The 16,639-nt window shown below is 70.5% G+C and carries 15 protein-coding genes and 2 pseudogenes; 7 read left to right on the top strand and 10 right to left on the bottom strand.

What is annotated here, in order from left to right; translation table 11 throughout:
- The first annotated feature begins 256 nt into the window (after positions 1-256).
- Complete coding sequence (locus tag QMF80_RS22155) at positions 257-601, top strand: transposase (protein ID WP_283455956.1); 345 nt, start codon at positions 257-259, stop codon at positions 599-601.
- A 524-nt stretch (positions 602-1,125) separates the two neighbouring features.
- Positions 1,126-1,869, top strand: a complete 744-nt coding sequence (locus QMF80_RS22150) for a class I SAM-dependent methyltransferase (RefSeq protein ID WP_283455955.1) — start codon at positions 1,126-1,128, stop codon at positions 1,867-1,869.
- 109 nt (positions 1,870-1,978) lie between these two features.
- On the opposite strand, the gene QMF80_RS22145 is transcribed toward QMF80_RS22150, so the two are convergent.
- Positions 1,979-2,353 carry a cupin domain-containing protein gene (locus QMF80_RS22145; RefSeq protein ID WP_283456036.1) on the bottom strand — a complete coding sequence of 125 codons (375 nt, stop codon included), beginning with the start codon at positions 2,351-2,353 and terminating at the stop codon, positions 1,979-1,981.
- Between the two features lie 67 nt (positions 2,354-2,420).
- Between QMF80_RS22145 and QMF80_RS22140 the strand changes: the two genes are divergently transcribed.
- Positions 2,421-2,861: a MarR family winged helix-turn-helix transcriptional regulator gene (locus QMF80_RS22140; RefSeq protein ID WP_283455954.1), complete on the top strand. Its 441-nt coding sequence runs from the start codon at positions 2,421-2,423 to the stop codon at positions 2,859-2,861.
- Here QMF80_RS22140 and QMF80_RS22135 read toward each other — a convergent pair.
- The 5 genes from QMF80_RS22135 to QMF80_RS22115 form a co-directional block, all read right to left on the bottom strand.
- Positions 2,827-3,513: a DUF3291 domain-containing protein gene (locus QMF80_RS22135; protein WP_283455953.1), complete on the bottom strand. Its 687-nt coding sequence runs from the start codon at positions 3,511-3,513 to the stop codon at positions 2,827-2,829. The genes QMF80_RS22140 and QMF80_RS22135 overlap by 35 nt on opposite strands.
- Positions 3,514-3,667: 154 nt before the next feature.
- Complete coding sequence (locus QMF80_RS22130) at positions 3,668-4,396, bottom strand: GNAT family N-acetyltransferase (protein WP_283455952.1); 729 nt, start codon at positions 4,394-4,396, stop codon at positions 3,668-3,670.
- Positions 4,397-4,875: 479 nt separating this feature from the next.
- On the bottom strand, positions 4,876-5,709 hold the full coding sequence (locus QMF80_RS22125; protein ID WP_283455951.1) for a PIG-L family deacetylase: 834 nt from the start codon (positions 5,707-5,709) through the stop codon (positions 4,876-4,878).
- 288 nt (positions 5,710-5,997) lie between these two features.
- Positions 5,998-7,368, bottom strand: coding sequence for an SMI1/KNR4 family protein (locus tag QMF80_RS22120; protein WP_283456035.1), 1,371 nt, complete (start codon positions 7,366-7,368; stop codon positions 5,998-6,000).
- A 110-nt stretch (positions 7,369-7,478) separates the two neighbouring features.
- Positions 7,479-7,919: a hypothetical protein gene (locus tag QMF80_RS22115; protein WP_283455950.1), complete on the bottom strand. Its 441-nt coding sequence runs from the start codon at positions 7,917-7,919 to the stop codon at positions 7,479-7,481.
- A gap of 467 nt (positions 7,920-8,386) precedes the next feature.
- On the opposite strand from QMF80_RS22115, the gene QMF80_RS22110 reads away from it, so the two are divergent.
- Positions 8,387-8,602, top strand: a complete 216-nt coding sequence (locus QMF80_RS22110) for an ArsR/SmtB family transcription factor (protein WP_349372231.1) — start codon at positions 8,387-8,389, stop codon at positions 8,600-8,602.
- A 252-nt stretch (positions 8,603-8,854) separates the two neighbouring features.
- Here QMF80_RS22110 and QMF80_RS22105 read toward each other — a convergent pair whose 3' ends face one another.
- Positions 8,855-9,220: a darcynin family protein gene (locus QMF80_RS22105; RefSeq protein ID WP_283455949.1), complete on the bottom strand. Its 366-nt coding sequence runs from the start codon at positions 9,218-9,220 to the stop codon at positions 8,855-8,857.
- Between the two features lie 77 nt (positions 9,221-9,297).
- Positions 9,298-10,190: pseudogene (locus QMF80_RS22100) on the bottom strand (NAD(P)H-binding protein).
- A gap of 113 nt (positions 10,191-10,303) precedes the next feature.
- Here QMF80_RS22100 and QMF80_RS22095 point away from each other — a divergent pair.
- Positions 10,304-11,248 (top strand): LysR family transcriptional regulator, encoded by a 945-nt coding sequence (locus tag QMF80_RS22095; protein ID WP_283455948.1) that lies wholly within the window; start codon positions 10,304-10,306, stop codon positions 11,246-11,248.
- Positions 11,249-12,066: 818 nt separating this feature from the next.
- Here the strand turns inward: QMF80_RS22095 and QMF80_RS22090 are convergent.
- Positions 12,067-13,296, bottom strand: a complete 1,230-nt coding sequence (locus QMF80_RS22090; protein WP_283455947.1) for a serine hydrolase domain-containing protein — start codon at positions 13,294-13,296, stop codon at positions 12,067-12,069.
- A gap of 370 nt (positions 13,297-13,666) precedes the next feature.
- Between QMF80_RS22090 and QMF80_RS22085 the strand changes: the two genes are divergently transcribed.
- Positions 13,667-14,386 carry a GbsR/MarR family transcriptional regulator gene (locus QMF80_RS22085; protein ID WP_283455946.1) on the top strand — a complete coding sequence of 240 codons (720 nt, stop codon included), beginning with the start codon at positions 13,667-13,669 and terminating at the stop codon, positions 14,384-14,386.
- 644 nt (positions 14,387-15,030) lie between these two features.
- On the opposite strand, the gene QMF80_RS22075 is transcribed toward QMF80_RS22085, so the two are convergent.
- The gene (locus tag QMF80_RS22075; RefSeq protein ID WP_283455945.1) at positions 15,031-15,846 is read right to left on the bottom strand and encodes a helix-turn-helix transcriptional regulator; all 816 of its coding nucleotides are present in this window, start codon (positions 15,844-15,846) and stop codon (positions 15,031-15,033) included.
- 138 nt (positions 15,847-15,984) lie between these two features.
- On the opposite strand from QMF80_RS22075, the pseudogene QMF80_RS22070 reads away from it, so the two are divergent.
- A pseudogene (locus tag QMF80_RS22070) lies at positions 15,985-16,515 on the top strand (SDR family oxidoreductase); the annotation flags it as partial.
- Positions 16,516-16,639 lie beyond the last annotated feature (124 nt).

The raw sequence follows: 16,639 nt of genomic DNA, 5'->3' as shown, positions 1-16,639 counted from the left end.
CCGCTCTTGGTGACGTAGGAGATGACGTAGACGTTGCAACCTCTGATCGAGTAGCCGCCCGAGGGAACCGTGTACACGTAGGCGTGCGGTCCACGGCCGGCAAGAGCGCTGTTGACGCCGATGACGGAGCCGGCGTTGCAGGCGGCGCGGAGCCCTGGCGACGTTCGGCTCGCGGTTCACTTCGCTTTCCTGCTCGCCGCGGATTCACCGAGCCGCATCGCGTGCCCCGGGTGACGCTCGGATCGTTGGGACCGGTGTGAACGAAGCCGATGATCTCGACGACCGCCAATGGGCCGCCGTCCGCGCCCTGATCCCGCGATGCGGGCCAAGCGGACCGGATTACCGGACCATCGTCAACGGCATCTTGTGGCACCAGGCCGGTGGCCGCCGCTGGCACGACCTGCCATCACGCTACGGTCCTTGGCACCGCTGCGCCGAACGCCTGCGCCTGTGGAGCAGCGACGGCACCTGGCAGCAGATCCTCGGCCGCCTCAGCAGTAGTCATCTCGCGGAAGGCACTGACAAGCCGGAGGCGGGGGCTGCCGGAAGGACGGAGATGACCCGGAACACCAGCGACTGGAACACCCCTTGGCGCGTCTAGTGCTGTGCCCGCAGGCAGTGGGTCCTGGCCGCGCTGCCCTGAAGGTGGACCGTAGCTCGCGCGGTGATGCGGCGCGGGCCTGCGCAGCGTGTCCGGCGGTGCTGCCCGGCCGAGCCTGACGCAGTTTCCGGGCTCACCTGGTGAAAGCCGCCCGCGCAATCTCATCGGGGGCTGCGCTCGCCTCCGCGAGCCGTTCCCCGTCGGGGGACCAGATGCCCGAACGGCCGGACGTGCGGTCGAAGCCGCCGCCGGTCGGACCGGCGAAGGCGGCCGTGGCGACCCATTCGCCGTGGACTGCTGCGACCCGGCGGCCACGCTCGCCGTGGACCGCAGCCTCGCCGAAGGCGTCGAACTCGCAGGCCCGCCTGTACGGGAGCCCGGGACGATACTCATATCTTCGTGTTTTCCGCCAAGCCTGATGGCCTGCCAGGTTGGGAGAGACTGCCCGTCAGAGGCGCCGGCCTGCCCCGATCGCGGGGGCCCGTGGCCGATGACGGTGGGAAACATACGGGGAGGACGGCACGATGAGTGCACAGCAGCAGTACGACGAGATCGGTGAGGCGTACGAGGGGTTCAAGGCCCTGCCGCTGGAGCAGTACGCGGTGGTGCCCGGTTTCCTGGCCCTGGTCGGGGATGTGAGCGGCAAGTCGGTCCTCGACCTTGCCTCCGGCACCGGCTTCTACAGCCGGGAGTTCAAGCGACGCGGTGCCACGGACGTGCTCGGCATCGACATCTCGGGCGAGATGGTCGCCGTGGCGCAGAAGCTGGAGGAGCGAGACCCGCTGGGCGTGCGCTACGAGGTCGGCGACGCGTCCGCGCTGCGGACCTTCGAGCAGCCCTTCGACGTGGGCCTGGCCGTCCAGCTGCTCAACTACGCGTCTGACATCGCCACCACCGAGCTGATGTGCCGCAACATCCACCGGAGTCTAAAGCCCGGCGCCGAGCTGTTCCTGCTCAACCAGTCGCCCGACTTCCGCTTCGACGGGCCGTCCCCGGAGAAGTACGGCTTCCGCAGCGAGCTCACCGGCGAGGAAGTCGAGACCGGGCCTCAGGTCCGGACCACGGCGCTGCTCGACCCGCCCGTCTCGTTCCTCGCCAACCGTCCGCGCCGCGAGGTCTACGAGACCTGTCTGAAGGCAGCCGGATTCAGCGAGCTGAGTTGGGCTCCGGTGGAGGTGTCCGAGGCCGGCGTGCGCGAGTTCGGCGCGGACCACTGGGCGGACCTCGCCGCCAATCCCCCGCTGGAAATGCTGCGCTGCCGCGCCTGACGGCCTCGCCCGGAGGACATGCGGCGACCCGGCCCCTGATCGACTGCGCGGACGCCGGGGCCGGGGCCCGGGGCCGGGCCACCGACTCGGGTGCGGGCCCGCAAGGGGCCTATCGGGCCCAGGGCGGTGAGATGGTGCTGCCGTCGGCCAACTCGGCGGTGAGCCCGACGAGGGTGGTGACCCACATGTGGACGGGCTGGTCGGTGGTGTTGGCGACCGCCAGCCGGGATCCTGCCGGTGCCACCGCCGCGTCACCGGCGCCGAGTTCCGCACCCTCGTCGCCGATGGTCAGCCGGAGGCGGCCGGAAAGGACGTAGAACGTTTCCTCGTGGCTGATCGTGTGAGCCGGACCCACCATCCCGGCCGGCATCTCGACGCGCCAGGAGGCGAGGTCCCGACTGCCCGTGCCGGGACGGACGTAGGAAACGAAACGGCCACCGTGGATCTCATGGGCGATGGCCTCGTCAGCGCGGATGAACGGCATATTGACCTCCATATAGACAAGTAGCTTGTCCATGAAGACAAGCAGCTTGACGAGTTATAGTCAACCCATGGACGACGCCCTGGCCTTCTCCGCACTCGTACTGGCACTCTCCGGACAACTGGTGCAGGAGATCCACACCCGTGTGTCCCAGCGGGGGTTCGAGGACCTGCGCCCCGCGCACGGCTTCGCCTTCGCCCGCATCTCCGTGGGCGACGCCACCACGGCCGACCTGGCCGAGCACCTGGGCGTGACCAAGCAGGCCGCGGCGCAGCTGGTCGAAGAACTGGTCCGCAAGGGGTACGTGGAGCGGCGCCCGCATCCGCGCGATGCCCGCGCCCGCCTCCTGGTACTGACCGAGACGGGCTGGGCCGCCACCCGCGCCGCGGACCAGGCGGCCCGAGCCGCCGTCGCCCCCTGGCGGGAGGCGTTGGGCGAGGCCCGTTTCACCAGCCTCGTCGCCGACCTGACACGCCTCACCCCACCGGGCCCGATCCGCCCGGCCTGGTGAGCCGACACGATGAGTCGGCGCCGTACAGGCCCTGACGGGCGGGCGCCTGGATGACGGCCCCGGATGCGCCGCCACCGTAATCGTCCGTCCTCGGCGAGGGTCTGGCGACGCATCCGGGGCCGGGTCGTGGGTGGCGAGGTGATCGGCGAGCGCGGTGGGTCGCCGGGCGGGCGGGTCGAGTCGCCCCTGTCCGCATGGAACCCCGATATGCCGGAATCTGCAGAAGTGCTTCAAAACGGCCCATCTGCCGAGCAACATTGCAGGTCACCGGGCTGCTCGGCGTATGCGCGGGGAGGACCCCGGCACTCGTGTGCATGACACAAGGGGTGTCGATGCTCCCCCGCACGCGCGGAATGACCTTGGCGGGCGGCCTCGGCCGCGATGCAGGGAAAGTGAAGGTGAGCGGGTGGAGCGACAGGCCGTGCGCACGCGGGTCCGGGAGCCGGTCCACGGCCTCGCCGCGGGCGGGAGATCCGGCGGAGCCGTCAGAGCACCAGGGGGACTCGGCGTGCCGCTTGAACCATTCGCGGCGCCGCCGGATCGCTTCCCGGTGTCCGTTGCGGTGGACGAAGTCCCACAGGCCCTCCGAGGTCTCCCGGACCGGCAGGGCAACGATGACGTTCTCGCTCGCCGGGCACTCGCCCGGTGGCATCAGCCGCGCCCCCCTGCGGGATCACCTCGGGCAGCTCCGCCGTGCTGAACGTGCACTCGTCCCTGCGTTCGGAACCGGACGGGCCATCCCGGCGTACGAGCCACTCCCAAGCCACACCTCACCCGCACCCGCCGCCAGGTGCGCCACATGGTCGTTACGCGCGGGCGGCGACCACCGCGGCGCGCACTTCGGCGAGGGATCGGCGCTGGATTCCCTGGGCGTCGAAGTTGTCGTGCGACAGCCAGGACTCCAGGACCCGCTTGTTGGCGGGCCACTCGCCGTCGATGACGGAGAACCAGGCGGTGTCACGGTTACGGCCCTTGTAGACGACCGCCTGGCGGAAGATGCCCTCGAAGGTGAAGCCCAGTCGCTCAGCCGTCGTGCGCGAAGGTGCGTTGAGGCTGTCGCACTTCCACTCGTAGCGCCGGTATCCGAGGTCGTCGAAGACGTACCGCATGGCCAGGAACTGGGCCTCGGTCGAGAGCGGACTGCGCTTCATCAGTGGCGAGAACATCACGTTGCCGACTTCGACGACACCGTGGTCGCCGTCCTGCCGCATCAGCGAGAGCGTGCCGACCGCCGTACCCCGGCCGAGGTCGATCACCGCGTAGTGCCGGGGGTCGCTACCGGCTGCCGCCTCCTGGACGTAGCGCCGGTAGTCCTGCGCGTCCTCGAACGGCCCGGTGAACATGTACGTCCAGTCCCGGGCGTCCGAACCGCTGGAGTAGGCAGCGAAGAGGTCGGCCGCGTGCCGGTCCGCGTCGAGCGGCTCCAGCCGGCAGTACTGGCCTCCCAGGGTGACCGCGGCGGGCAGCGGGCGCGGGGACCAATCGGACACGGGCACACCGATGGGCTGGTCGTATTCGTTGGGACGGAAAGTCATGGTTTCTCCTGGTCCGGGTGCTTCCCGCCAGCGTACGGAACGTGTGGACTTGTCAAGGGTCCGGGGTGGGCATGATCGACGGGTCACGAGCCCTCGGGAGAGCAGTTGTGCGCCCGTGACCGGCGCGGGGGCGGTGAGCGCGGCGCCGACGGCTCGACGCCCCAACGCCAGGGGCCCGCCACCGGCGCGGTCACCGCCACCGTGACCAGCGTCACGGGCACCACTGCGTGGAACGGTGAGGAAGACCATGTCGGGGGCTTGCCGGCCGAGACGGGACGGTTCGAGGAGGCGCAACCCTGGCTCCGGCGTGCTGCGGCCTCCGGTCCGGCTCGACGCGAGGATGGACCTCGGGCACGTGCTCATCCGCACCCGTCGCGGGCGGAGCGAGGCCCAGCGGTGGTACCGGCGGGAGGCCGCGCGGGAGAGCCGGAGGCCGCCCGCTTCCCGGAGCAGCGGGCGGCCCCCACCCCGACGGAGGATCAGCGCAGTCCGGCGAGGAGGTCGGTCTCGGGTACGGCCGCGCCGGTGGCGTCCTTGACGCGTACGAAGGTCTCCGTGCCCATCAGCTCGCCGAACCTCTCCTTGCCCATCTTGAGGAAGAAGATGTTCTCGCCCTGGCTGGCGTGCGCGGCCAGCGCGTCGAACTTCTGGCCGCTGAAGGCGAGGGTGTCCACCCAGGTGGTGATCTCATCGTCGGGAAGACCGATCTCGGCCATCGCGGCGGCCTCGGCCGGATCCGGCTCCGGCATGTCCCCGTGAAGCTCGCGCATGATCTCGCCGAACCGCTGCATCATCGAGCGGGGCATCGTCGTCCAGTACACCTTCGGTGTCAGCTCGGTCATCTCCAGTGCCGCCATCGTGATGCGGTGGGCCTGGATGTGGTCGGGGTGGCCGTAGAAGCCGTTCTCGTCGTAGGTGACGACCACATCGGGCCGGTAGCGCCGCATGAGTTCCGCGAGTCGGGCGGCGCCCTTCTCCACGGGGGTCTGCCAGAAGGATCCGGGGGCGTCGTTGCTCGGCCAGCCCATCATCCCGGAGTCGGCATAGTCCAGCGTCTCCAGATCGCTGATCTTCAGGACGTCACAGCTGGTCTCGAGTTCTTTACGGCGCATCAAGGCGACGGCCGCCGGATCGTGTCCGGGGTCGCCCGGCTTGACTCCCCCGGGTCCGTCACCGCAACCGCCGTCGGTACAGGTCACGAGGACCGTGCGGATGCCTTCCGCCGCGTACCGGGCGAGGACCCCTCCGGTTCCGGTGGCCTCGTCGTCGGGGTGGGCGTGTACTGCCATGAGCGTCAAGGGCCGGTCAGTCATGAAAAAGTCCTCCTGCAGAATGGAATACGTCGTGATCCGAGTGTGCGGCGGGCGCACCGGGACCCTGGGTCGCGGATCCTGGTGGGGCGGACGACCTGATGGTGACCGTGTTCCCCACCCCAGCGGCGCGGCTGCCCCCCGTTCCATGCAACCGTGCCGACCGGACCGGCTGTTCCCGGCGCGGCCGCTCGGCCTGCCAGGCACACATCAAGGCGTGCCGGATGTCGCCCACCGGGGCCGCGGCGGGGGAATCCACCGGGCGGTGCCAAGCCCCTGCGGCCCCGCCGCCTACGCCGGGGGGCCGAGGTCGCCTTCGACGACGGTCCGGGGGATCAGGGGCCGGCCCCACAGGGCGAGGAGCTCGTTGGCGAGGTCCGCCACGGGCAGGGGGTCCTCGCCGTAACCGACCTTGATGGCCGCGGCCGACAGACCGCGGGGCACGGCTTCGGCGTCGAGCAGAAGGCGCCATTCCCGAGGCCCGAGCTCCAGGTATTCCAACCCGGTGAGCCCGCCGATCTCCCATGGGGTGGCGAGCGTGCCGGTGTGGGCGGCGAGGGTCCGCAGCCTCGGCAGTCCCATCAACGGCGCGAGGCCGAGCGGCGGACCGTTCACCACGCCGATCGAGAGAACCTCCAGGCCGGGATGGGCGGCGTCCTCAACGCTCCGCAGGCTGGACCCATTGACCCATGCCACGGCCGGTGGCCGCTGAGCCTCCTGGGCGCGGGGTACCGCGCTGCGCCGGTCCAGCATCAGGTCGGTGAGGGAGTCGGCTAGGAGCTCGGCGCCGACGCTCTCCTCGTGGGAGATGAGGATGACCTGTCCGGTGTGTCCCCGGGGGGCGGGTGTCAGATCGACGGCCAGCCGGTCGCCGCCGCCGTTGTCGCCGAAGACGATCCAGCCCGGTGAGCCGACCAGCCCCTGCACCGCGGCGTCGGGCCGGATGTCGACGGTTTCCGTCGCCGCGAACCGCCAGGGGCACTCGCGGGTCACCGCTTCGGCGACGTACACGCCGTCCAGGCCGAAGAGCTCGCACCGGACCGCCTCGGAGTGGCGTTGCGCGGCGTCGTAGTCGCCGCGCCGGTCCTCCCACTTCGCCCGGGTCACCCGGTAAAGCGCTTTGAGCTCGTCGGGCAGGGCTATGCCCAGACGCGTCTCCGCCGCGGTGATCTCGGCTTCCGTGGCGCCGACGGCGTCGGGCAGGCGTTCCCGGAGCACCTGCCCGAGCACCGCCGGGTCCGCCGACACCGCCGGCACCGCCTCGGGCGCCGGCTCGGGAAGGCGGTGCCAGGGCTCGGGAAGCGCGCCCTCCACCAGGATGAGCGCCCCTGGATGCGGGCCGACGCCGGGCTCCACTGCTGTGCTGGACCCGAGCAGGTGAAGCAGGGTCCTCCCCGTCGGCTCGGTCTCCATGGCGAACGTGACGGCCTCGACACCGTCCTGGATCAGAGCGTCGCGCACCCGTTCCACAGCGTCGTGCTGGTCCCGGTTGTCCTCCAACTGGGCGGCGCGACCGCGCGGCGGCAACCGCCGCGTCAGCGGCACGCTCCAGGACCCGCGGCCGATACGGCCCACCACCCGGCCGCCGGGAACGGCGAGGCGCTTCGCGTGTTCCGCCCGCAGGAGCCGCAACAGGGGTTCCCAGGTGTCGAATTGGTGCATCGAGGGAACGGGGTCGCAGCCCACCACGCGCCCGTGGGTCAGTTCGCGCCAGGACGGGTCGATGTGGGCCGACGGCTCAGCTCGACGCACGTGTGCCCGGTGATCCCGGGTCAGCGGCGGCCGGCGTTCAGGATGACGAGGAACTGGCCGCCACCCGCCTCGATGTCGGCGGCCACCGCCAGCCCCGGTACCAGCCGGGAGAACCGGTCCACCAGCCAATCCGCCGCAGCCTGGGCGTCCTTCCTGGTCGGACAACGGCCCACCATCTCGCGGCCCCCCTTGCGCTCCAACCGCGCGGCGACGGCGATCAGCGGCGCGGGTTCGACCACGTACAAGCGGTCCGGCCAGGCGATGACCACCTTGACCGCGCCCTTGCGGCTGTTGCACCCGCGGTGCGCGAGCCGCTCGGCGACCTTGGCCTTCCGGTCGGCGGTCCGACTGTCAACGCTGGGCCCCTGCGCGTCGTTCACCGACTTGTCGGGGTCCACCGGTTCGTCGCACACCCAGCACCGCCAGCCGTCACGCTCGGCCACATCATCGAGAAGACTCATCCGAGCAAACTAGCCTGCCCAGCCGCCGCCCCGCGCACCAGGGCCTCTGCAACCGGGTGAGCCGTGGTCCGTGGTGTTCCTGGACACCACGCGAATGATCAAGAATCTCCGGCCACCGCCCGACTTCGCCGGCCTCGCAGCGTGGAGCCGGGGGCTGACAGGGCGTAGGCGAACGTGGAGGCCCGAAGGTCAGGCGTCGCCGGGCCCGCGGGCGCCCCCTCCACCCGCGTCATGGTCCGCCCCGGCCCGGAGCGCGTTCGTGCGTACCGGGCTCCAGGTCCCCCGTGCGGCGATACCGTGGTGCCACCACGCCAGATGACAGCCCAGGAGCCCCGGATGAGCTAGTGCCGCGCACGGCTAGCCCTCGCCGGAGACCGGTGTGATGTGGGAGACCGCCCGCGACACCCACCTCGCCCCGCGGCCTCGCCACCGTCTGGCACACCGACACCACAGCCCCGCCGGCCGTACTGGCCGACCTGCTCGGCCGCACCCGCGCCCGCGTCATCGGCCTTCTCGCCCAACCGGCCAGCACGACCGAACTCGCCCAGCGGCTGGGCGCCGGCCCCGGCACAGTGAGCCAGCACCTCGGCGTCCTGCACCGCGCGGGGCTGGTCACCCGGGCCCGGCACGGCCACCTCGTGCTCTACCTGCGCAGCCCCCTCGGCGACCAGTTGCTGACGTGATGTGCGATCACCGAGACGAGCCGAAAAAGAAGGGGCGAGAAGTGAGCTCAGAAGCCGCCAGTAGTGCCGTCCGCGGGCCCCCACCGGACCCGCATCCAGGATCCGCTCGAAGAACGCATCGGCCCGCGCGGACAGGCGCCCATGGGCCGCTTCTTGGGAGGCGGCCCATGGAAAGGAAGGTTCGGTGCCTGTGGCGCTTCTTGGGTGGACCCTGGCCGGACCCCGGCCCGGTCACGCGGAGCGGGCGGTGTATCAGGTGGTGATGGTGGCTACGGGGTCGAGGCCGTAGGTGCGGGCGTAGCCGTTCTCGGTGCCGACCAGCAGGTCGACGACTTCGAAGTAGCGGTCCCAGAAGGGAGTCTCTCGCAGCGCGTCGATGAGGAGCTGGTACGCGCGGTGATCGTCTGCTTCCCAGACCCAGACGTCGGTGACGCGTGCGGAGTAGAACTCGGTGTCGTAGAAGCGTGACCTGACGCCGGTGGTTTTGGCCTCGATCGCGGAGACGACTTGGGTGGTGAAGGCGTCCACCCGTTCCTGGACGGTCATGGCAAGCCATTCAGGTGTGCTCTTGACGAGTATGAAAGCGGTCACCGTTGCTTCGGCTTCCTTGGTGGGCATGGCGGGTCCTCCCCAGGTGGCAAGTGGTCTCGATGTGGTGGGCACCACGGATTCCGGTGATGCGCCGACGGTGTGGGTCAGGACAGGACGGCGGGCTTGAGGGTTTGGGCGCACCACTGCTGGAAGGTGGTGGGAGAGGCGGTGGCCGCGGTACGGGTAACGCCGGCGTCGAGGCCGCTGTCCTTGGCCTGCTTCATGTCGGCGATGCCTTGGACGAACGCTTCGTCGAGGCCGTAGCCGACGAGAGTGGTACGCAGTTCCTCGAGGGGCTGGCGCTCGTAGCGGACGGGGCGGCCCAACTGCTCGGTCATGATGCGGGCCAGGTCATGGGGAGACAGGTCCTGGGGGCCGAGAACCGGGACATTGTCGATGCCGGTCCAGGAGCGGTCCAGCAGCAGGCGGGCGGCGACGGCGGCGATGTCGGCGACGGCCGTGAGGGGGGCCTTGCGGTCGGCGTCGACCACGTCGGTGAAGACGCCCCTCTCGCGGATCGAGTCGGCCTCCTCCAGGAGGTTCTCGAAGAAGGAGGGGTTGGCCAGGGCCCGGTAGGCGACGCCCGTTTTCGCGAGGAGGTCGTCCATGGCGTGGGAGGCGGTGACGAGCCCGGCGCGGTCGGCGACCGGAGTGCCGCGGCCGAGCGCGGAGACGCCGACGACGTGCCCGACGCCGTGGGCGGCGAGCGCCTTCGCTGCGGGGCGGGTGAAGCCGCAGTAGGCGTCGGTCGGGGCCAGAGAGGAGTCCGGGGGGCGAGCCAGAAGACGGCGTCCGCGCCCTCGAAGGCCCGGTCGACGACCTCGGCGTCTCCGTGCGAGCCGATGACCACCTCGACGCGTTCGCGCACCGCGTCAGGGAGCCGGGCGGGGTCGCGTGCGATCACCCGCAGTTCCTCGCCGTGGGTGGGGGCGGCTTCCAGGAGCAGGGGCACCAGGTGGCGGCCGATGTTCCCCGTGGGAGCAGTGATGACGATCATGAAAACCTCGCAGGTCGTGCCGGGTCGGTACGCCCTCCATCCTGCTGAGAGCCACGGCAGTGCCACAATGGGAACTTCAGCACGCAATCATTGCCTGAAATGGAATTACCCTGGTGAACAGCCCTGATCCGGTCATCGACGCCAACCTCGCGGTCGCGCTCGACGCCCTGCTGACTGAGCAGAGCGTCACGCGCGCCGCCACCCGTCTCCACACCTCCCCGGCAGCCATGAGCCGCACCCTCGGCCGCCTGCGCCGCATCCTCCAAGACCCCCTCCTGGTCCGGGCAGGGCAAACGATGGTCCCCACTCCGCGCGCCCAGGCCTTGCGCGACGAGGCCGCTGCGGTGGTGCGCAGCCTGGGAGCGCTCCTCGCCCCCGGCACCGTGGTCGACCCCGCCACCCTGCGCAGCACCTTCACTCTCCAGGCCGCCGACCTGGTCGGTGCGGCACTGGCCTCCGGCCTGCTGAGACTGACCCGGCAAGAGGCGCCGGGGGTCTCATTGCGGTTCCGGGCCGAGGAGTTGGAGGCTGGGCCGGCCCTCCGCGACGGCCGGATCGACCTGGAGATCGGCTCCATCGACCACGTCGATCCGGAAACCCAGGTCGAAAAGCTGCTCACCCTGCGGATGGTGGCGGCCGTCCGGTCCGGTCACCCCCTGGCCGAGGAGCCCCTGACCCCAGCCCGGCTCGCTGCCGCCGACCACGTCGCGGTCAGCCGCCGAGGCCGGTTCACCGGTCCCCTCGACACCGCCCTGGCCGAGCGGGACCTACGTCGGCGGGTCGCCGTCGTCCTCCCGAGCCATCTGGCCGCGATGGCCCTTGCCGCCCGCAGCGACGTCGTCTGCCTGGTCCCCGCGGCGCTCTCCGGCGCGGCTCCCTCACCCCTCACCGCCGACGCCACCGCCCTCGGCCTGCACCTCCTCGATATCCCCCTGCCTCTGCCGCCACTGACCATCGGCATGGCCTGGCATCCCCGCCAGACCGCCGACGGAGCCCACCGCTGGCTCCGTGACGCCGTCCGACGGACGCTTCGCGCGCCTGGAGGGTCGACTGCCTGACGTGCTGAGACTCCCGGCTGCGGGACGGCCCGCGAGGGGACAGGGCGGCGGCGCGCCGGGGGCGCAGGCGCAGCGGGCCGGTGTTGGCCGGCTGAGTGGTCTTCTTGACCACCGCGTACAGGTAGTCGCGCTGGTCGCTCACTTCAGGCGTGGACGGCGTGGACGCCGAAGGAAGCGCGCCGGCTCGTCGACGACGTCGCACATGTTGTTGTTCGACGTGCATGTCTCCAGCAAGGCGTGGTCGCCCTCGTACGTGCCGCTGAAGTGCAGCGTCTGGTGACTGGGGCATGGAAGGTGTCGCTGCCCGCGACTCGGCTGCCGTGCTCGTCGACCTCGACCGAGTAGATCCACTCGATGCCGGTGGCGCGACCCCAACGCGCCCTCAGTGCGGGGTTGTTCGTTCCGCCGCCCTCATTGCTCCACACCACTGAGTAGGTGAGGATCTGGTGGCCTGGAGTGGCTGCCGGGGCGACCTCGTGCCACGCGATGAGCGGTGTGCCAGTGGTCGCGTTCTGGTACGGGCTGCCGAGGCCGGCGAGGCTGCGCCCGTAGACGACGGGGCATGGCGCAGCACCAGGTACTGCGGGCTGTCCGGCTCGTACGTCGTTACCTGCAGCGAGTCCACGAGGGCAGAGCTGGCGGCCGCCGGAGAGGCGTTGCCGGAGAAATGCAGGCGCAGCACGTGCGGGCCCGCGCCGAGGTGGCCCAGCGCAAGCTGCCGGTGCGGGAGCTGCTCGCCGGAGACGACGAGGTCGGTGGCGTGGTGCTCGTCGGCCGAGATCGGGCACGCACGCGGGCCCGTACCCCAGCCCCCGGTGTCAGTCCTCAATGGCCTGGTAGACCGTGCTCCAGAAGTCGTGGAAGGCGTGTGCCGAGTTCGGTACGGACATGCCGACCTGGGTGAGCAGGACTCCGGTGAGGTTCTTCTCCGGGTCCGCGTAGGTCGAGGTGCCGCTGCCGCCGTCCCAGCCGAACTGACCGACGGACGCGTAGTCACCGCGATAGGTGCGCACCGCCATCCCGATGCCCCAGCCGCCGTGCTGCCCCTGGCCGAACGACAGGTGGACGTTGTTGACGGCCATGGCGTGCCGGACGGCCTGCTGCTCGGGCGTGAGGCGGTTGGTGGTCATCAGCTCGACGGCCGGCCGGGACAGGATCCGCTCGCCGCCGTGCGTCCCGCCGTTCAGCAGCATGCGGAAGTACGCGTGGTAGTCGTCGGCGGTGGAGACCAGCCCACCACCGCCGCCCTGGAACGCCGGAGGCTCGCTCCACCGTCCCCCCTTGGCCGCGTCCCAGACGTGGAACTCTCCGCTCTGCGGGTCGGGGGCGTAGAGGTCCGTCAGCCGGTCGATCTTGTCGGCGGGGACGTGGAAGCCGGTGTCCTTCATGCCCAGGGGCTCGAAGATCCGCTCGCGCAGGAACGCCTCGAACGTCTGGCCCGTGACCCTGGCGACCAGTACGCCGAGCAGGTCGTTGCTGATCTGGTACTGCCAGCGCTCTCCGGGCTGGTGCATCAGCGGAAGGGTGCCGAGGCGGCGGATCCACTCGTCCGGTCCGGGCATCGGCACCGGCAGGTTGGGCGTGAGCCCCTGCTCGAATATCGCGTTCATGATCGGAGCACCCAGCGCCGTCATATCCATGCCGAGCCCGAACGTAGAGGTCAGCAGGTCCCGTACGGTGATCGGCCGCCGGGCCGGCACGGTCTCGTCCAACGGACCGTCGATCCGCTTCAGCACCTGCCGGTCGGCGAGTTCGGGCAGCCACCGGTCGACCGTGTCGTCGATCCGGAGCCTGCACTCGTCCACCAGGACCATCACCGCGGCGGCCGCGACCGGCTTGGACGTCGACGCCATCCGGAAGATCGTGTCCCTGCGCATCGGCGCGCCGCCGTCGTGGCGCATGGTCCCGAGCGCCTCGACGTACGTCTCCTCGCCGCGGCTGACCAGGGCGACCAGACCGGGGATCTTCCCGGAGTCCACGTGCCGCGCCAGTACGTCGCGCATGCTGCGCAGCCCGGCCTCGGAGAAGCCTCCGTGGTTCTTGCTCATCGTGTAACTCCTTGATCGCGGACCGCCGGTGGCGGATGTGGGTGGGGACCGCTGACCGACCCTCGCCGAAGTTCGGGAAGTGCTGAACAAGGACGAAGCTACATTGCGTTCACTGATCGGTCAACGTTCACCTAGCGCCTAACTGTCCAGCATTCAAGGCACAATTGGCGACTATTGCAATGAACCTACTACTGAACGCAAAGGCGGGGCCGGGGTCGACATTGCAATGGGCTGACGGGGCGCATACGGTGCAGCCAGGCGTGCGGGCGCCGTGTTCCACGCCTGCCGACAGACGGCGACACGTTGACAGACAGTGGCACGTCGACAGACGGCGACATGCCGACAGACAGGCGGAAGGAGACCGGCGCCGATGCCCGGAGGCAGGCTCACCAACGAGGATCGTCAGGACATCGCCAGGGGGCTGGCCGAGGGGCGCGGATACGCGGAGATCGGCCGACTGCTGGACCGGCCCGCGTCGACGGTCATGCGGGAGGTCACGCGCAACGGCGGCCCCGAGGGTTACGGGGCGAGCCAAGCGCAAGAAGCCACTCGGGAACGTGCGCGCCGACGCAAGCAGGCCGTTACCGCTCGGCCTCCGACATCACCCGCCCTCGACGACGGCGCCCACGGCCGCGACCCCCGAGCGGTCCAGGGGTTCACGGACTCCTACACCGATCTCCTGGAGCAGCAGGGGCTGCCCCGGATGACGGCCAGGGTGCTGGCCTGTCTGTACATCACCGACTCCGGCGCCCTCACCGCCGCCGACCTGATCCAGCGGCTGCGCATCAGCCCGGCGTCGGTCTCGCACGCCGTCACGTTCCTCGAACAGCAGGGCATGCTCAGGCGCGAACGGTCTCCCGGCATGCGCCGCGAACGTTATGTCATCGACGACGACTTCTGGTTCCGGTCGATTCTCGCGACCACGCAGATGAACGTCACCCTGGCGGCGGCATCACAGCGTGGAGCGGAGATCCTCGGGGCCGCCACTCCTGCGGGCGCCCGCTTCGAGTCCTCCGCCGAACTCCTGCTCCTGGTGAACCAGGCCCTCCAGCAGGTCATGAAGCAGCACCGGTCGGCGGCCGAGGAATGATCTCGGGAGGCCTGGGGGCGGCCTGACGGGCGCACAGCGACACCGGCTGGAGCCGCCCCAGCGCTCCTGGAAGGGCGCGGCCCGGTTGATCCCGCGGGCGGGTGTCCCGTGGCTGAGCCATACGCACAGGTGGAGCTGGACGGACCGTCACGCCGGTAACGCGGCCCACGACTTCACGATGTGCACCGCTCAGTGATCGCCTGCGGGGGTTGACCCCACCGCACTCACTGGCCTCAGCGGCACCACCGCCGGGCAGGCCAGCCGGATTCTGCGATCAACCAATTCACCGAAGGATGGGACTGACAGGCACAGCAGCACTGCGCGCCTCCCGGCTGCGGGTGCTGGCCGCCGCGGACCTGATCGTGCCCGGTCACGGCAGCCCGTTCAAGGCCGACGACACCACCCCGCGCTAGCGCCGCCACGGCAGGTGGGCTGCTCTGAAGCACTTCTGAAGGTTCGGGCATACCTGGAAGATCCGGCAGAATTCATCCGGGCACGGCGATGCTCGTGACCGGTCAGGAGGCTCCGCACACCAGGGCTTCGCCGGCCGCCGTGGTGATGCCCCGGTTGACGGTCGTACCCCTGTCCTCAGCGGCCGCCGGACGGAGTTTCCGTCATGTCCGGTCTGCTCGCGCGCCGAGCCGTCATGGCCCGGGTGCGCTCGGCGCCGCGTAGATCACGAGGGTGTGCTCCGGCCGCCCGGCTACGTGGAACGCCGTGTAGGCGTACGTGGCTACGCCTCCGTCCGGCGACCGGAGCCTCTTGTGCCCGCCGCCGCGTGCCTCGACCTCGTACCGCGGCCACCATTCCCGCACTTCGGAGCTACCTTCGTGCAGTTCGTCGACCAGCCGCCCGAAGCGCGGATCCCCGGGGTGGGAGCCGGCCAGGGTGCGCACCCGCGCGAGCAGCCCCCGCGCCTCCGGCTCCCAGTCGGCCAGGACCTCCCGTGCCCGCGGGTCCAGGAACGTCCAGCGCGCGAAGTTCGGCGGCCGACCATCCGCGGTGACGAGCCCCGGGAACGCCCTTTCGGTCGCCGGGTTGTGGCTCAGTACGTCGTACGTGCCGTCGACGACGTACGCGGGATGCGGCTGCAGCAGCAGGGGGACGGCGGCCACCTCCGGGTCGAGGGGCTCGGGCCCTGGTTCCCCGGTGGCCGGTGCTCGTCCGGCGAGCCGGAAGAGGTGGTCGCGCTCGTGCGCGTCGAGGCGCAGGGCGCTGGCGAGGGCGTCCAGGACCTGGTCCGAGGCGCGGACGTCCCGGCCCTGCTCCAGATACGTGTACCAAGTGGCGCTCATCCCCGCGAGCACGGCCAGCTCCTCGCGCCGCAGCCCCGGGGTGCGGCGCCGTCTCGTCGACGGCAGACCCGCCTCGCGCGGGGTGATGAGCTCGCGGCGGCTGCGCAGGAAGGCCGCGAGTTCGCGGCGCTGCCGTTGAGTGTCGGACAAGGCGCTTTCCGACATGGACTACCACCTTCAGTTCCAGAATGAGTTGGCTCTGGATACCAGGCTAAGGCCGTCACACACTGGCCTTTGCCGTCGGCAGGAGCGGCAGGGACCACGAGAGCAGCAGTCATGAGCAGCAGTGCGGAAGGAATCGTCATGCCAGGCATCACGGGCAAGGTCGTGGCCATTACAGGGGCGAGCAGCGGGATCGGCGAGGCGACCGCGCTGCTGCTGGCCGAGCGCGGTGCCCGGCTGGTGCTGGGCGCACGGCGCACCGAGCGGCTGGCGGCGCTGACCACGCGGATCGAGAAGGTGGGCGGTGAGGCGGTGCATCTCCGCACGGATGTGACCCGGATCGACGATCTCCGCGAGCTGGTTGCCCTGGCCGGCGAGCGTTTCGGACGGCTGGACGTCCTCGTCGGCAACGCCGGGGTGGGCACGATCTCGCCGCTCGACGATCTGCGCACCGACGAGTGGAACCACATGGTCGACGTCAACATCAAGGGCGTACTGAACGGCATCGCCGCTGCCCTCCCCGTGTTCCGCGCCCAGGGCAGCGGCCACTTCGTCACCACGGCGTCCACGGCCGCTTACCGCGTCGTACCCGCGATGGCCGTCTACGCCGGCACGAAGGTCGCCGTGCGGGCCATCTGCGAGGGTCTGCGGCAGGAAGCAGGGCCGAACCTAAGTGGTCGACGCGCGAAGTCCTTCGGGGGTTGACTCCGGAGCCGGTGGTGAGTGTGGCGATTCTCGAGGGCATCAAGCGTCCGTATCGGGCTGCGTCCCTGCTTGGAACAGGTGAACATTGACG

The sequence above is a fragment of the Streptomyces sp. G-G2 genome (assembly GCF_030063135.1).
Classification (GTDB): Bacteria; Actinomycetota; Actinomycetes; order Streptomycetales; family Streptomycetaceae; genus Streptomyces.
Note: the sequence above shows the minus strand (reverse complement) of the source record. Positions and strands in the feature narration are given on the sequence as shown.

Excerpts from the sequence above, each read along its gene's own strand:
- QMF80_RS22150 (WP_283455955.1), top strand. The coding sequence starts at position 1,126 with ATGAGTGCACAGCAGCAGTACGACGAGATCGGTGAGGCGTACGAGGGG.
- QMF80_RS22145 (WP_283456036.1), bottom strand. The coding sequence starts at position 2,353 with ATGCCGTTCATCCGCGCTGACGAGGCCATCGCCCATGAGATCCACGGT.
- QMF80_RS22140 (WP_283455954.1), top strand. The coding sequence starts at position 2,421 with ATGGACGACGCCCTGGCCTTCTCCGCACTCGTACTGGCACTCTCCGGA.
- QMF80_RS22135 (WP_283455953.1), bottom strand. The coding sequence starts at position 3,513 with ATGCCACCGGGCGAGTGCCCGGCGAGCGAGAACGTCATCGTTGCCCTG.
- QMF80_RS22130 (WP_283455952.1), bottom strand. The coding sequence starts at position 4,396 with ATGACTTTCCGTCCCAACGAATACGACCAGCCCATCGGTGTGCCCGTG.
- QMF80_RS22125 (WP_283455951.1), bottom strand. The coding sequence starts at position 5,709 with ATGACTGACCGGCCCTTGACGCTCATGGCAGTACACGCCCACCCCGAC.
- QMF80_RS22120 (WP_283456035.1), bottom strand. The coding sequence starts at position 7,368 with ATGCACCAATTCGACACCTGGGAACCCCTGTTGCGGCTCCTGCGGGCG.
- QMF80_RS22115 (WP_283455950.1), bottom strand. The coding sequence starts at position 7,919 with ATGAGTCTTCTCGATGATGTGGCCGAGCGTGACGGCTGGCGGTGCTGG.
- QMF80_RS22105 (WP_283455949.1), bottom strand. The coding sequence starts at position 9,220 with ATGCCCACCAAGGAAGCCGAAGCAACGGTGACCGCTTTCATACTCGTC.
- QMF80_RS22090 (WP_283455947.1), bottom strand. The coding sequence starts at position 13,296 with ATGAGCAAGAACCACGGAGGCTTCTCCGAGGCCGGGCTGCGCAGCATG.
- QMF80_RS22085 (WP_283455946.1), top strand. The coding sequence starts at position 13,667 with ATGCCCGGAGGCAGGCTCACCAACGAGGATCGTCAGGACATCGCCAGG.
- QMF80_RS22075 (WP_283455945.1), bottom strand. The coding sequence starts at position 15,846 with ATGTCGGAAAGCGCCTTGTCCGACACTCAACGGCAGCGCCGCGAACTC.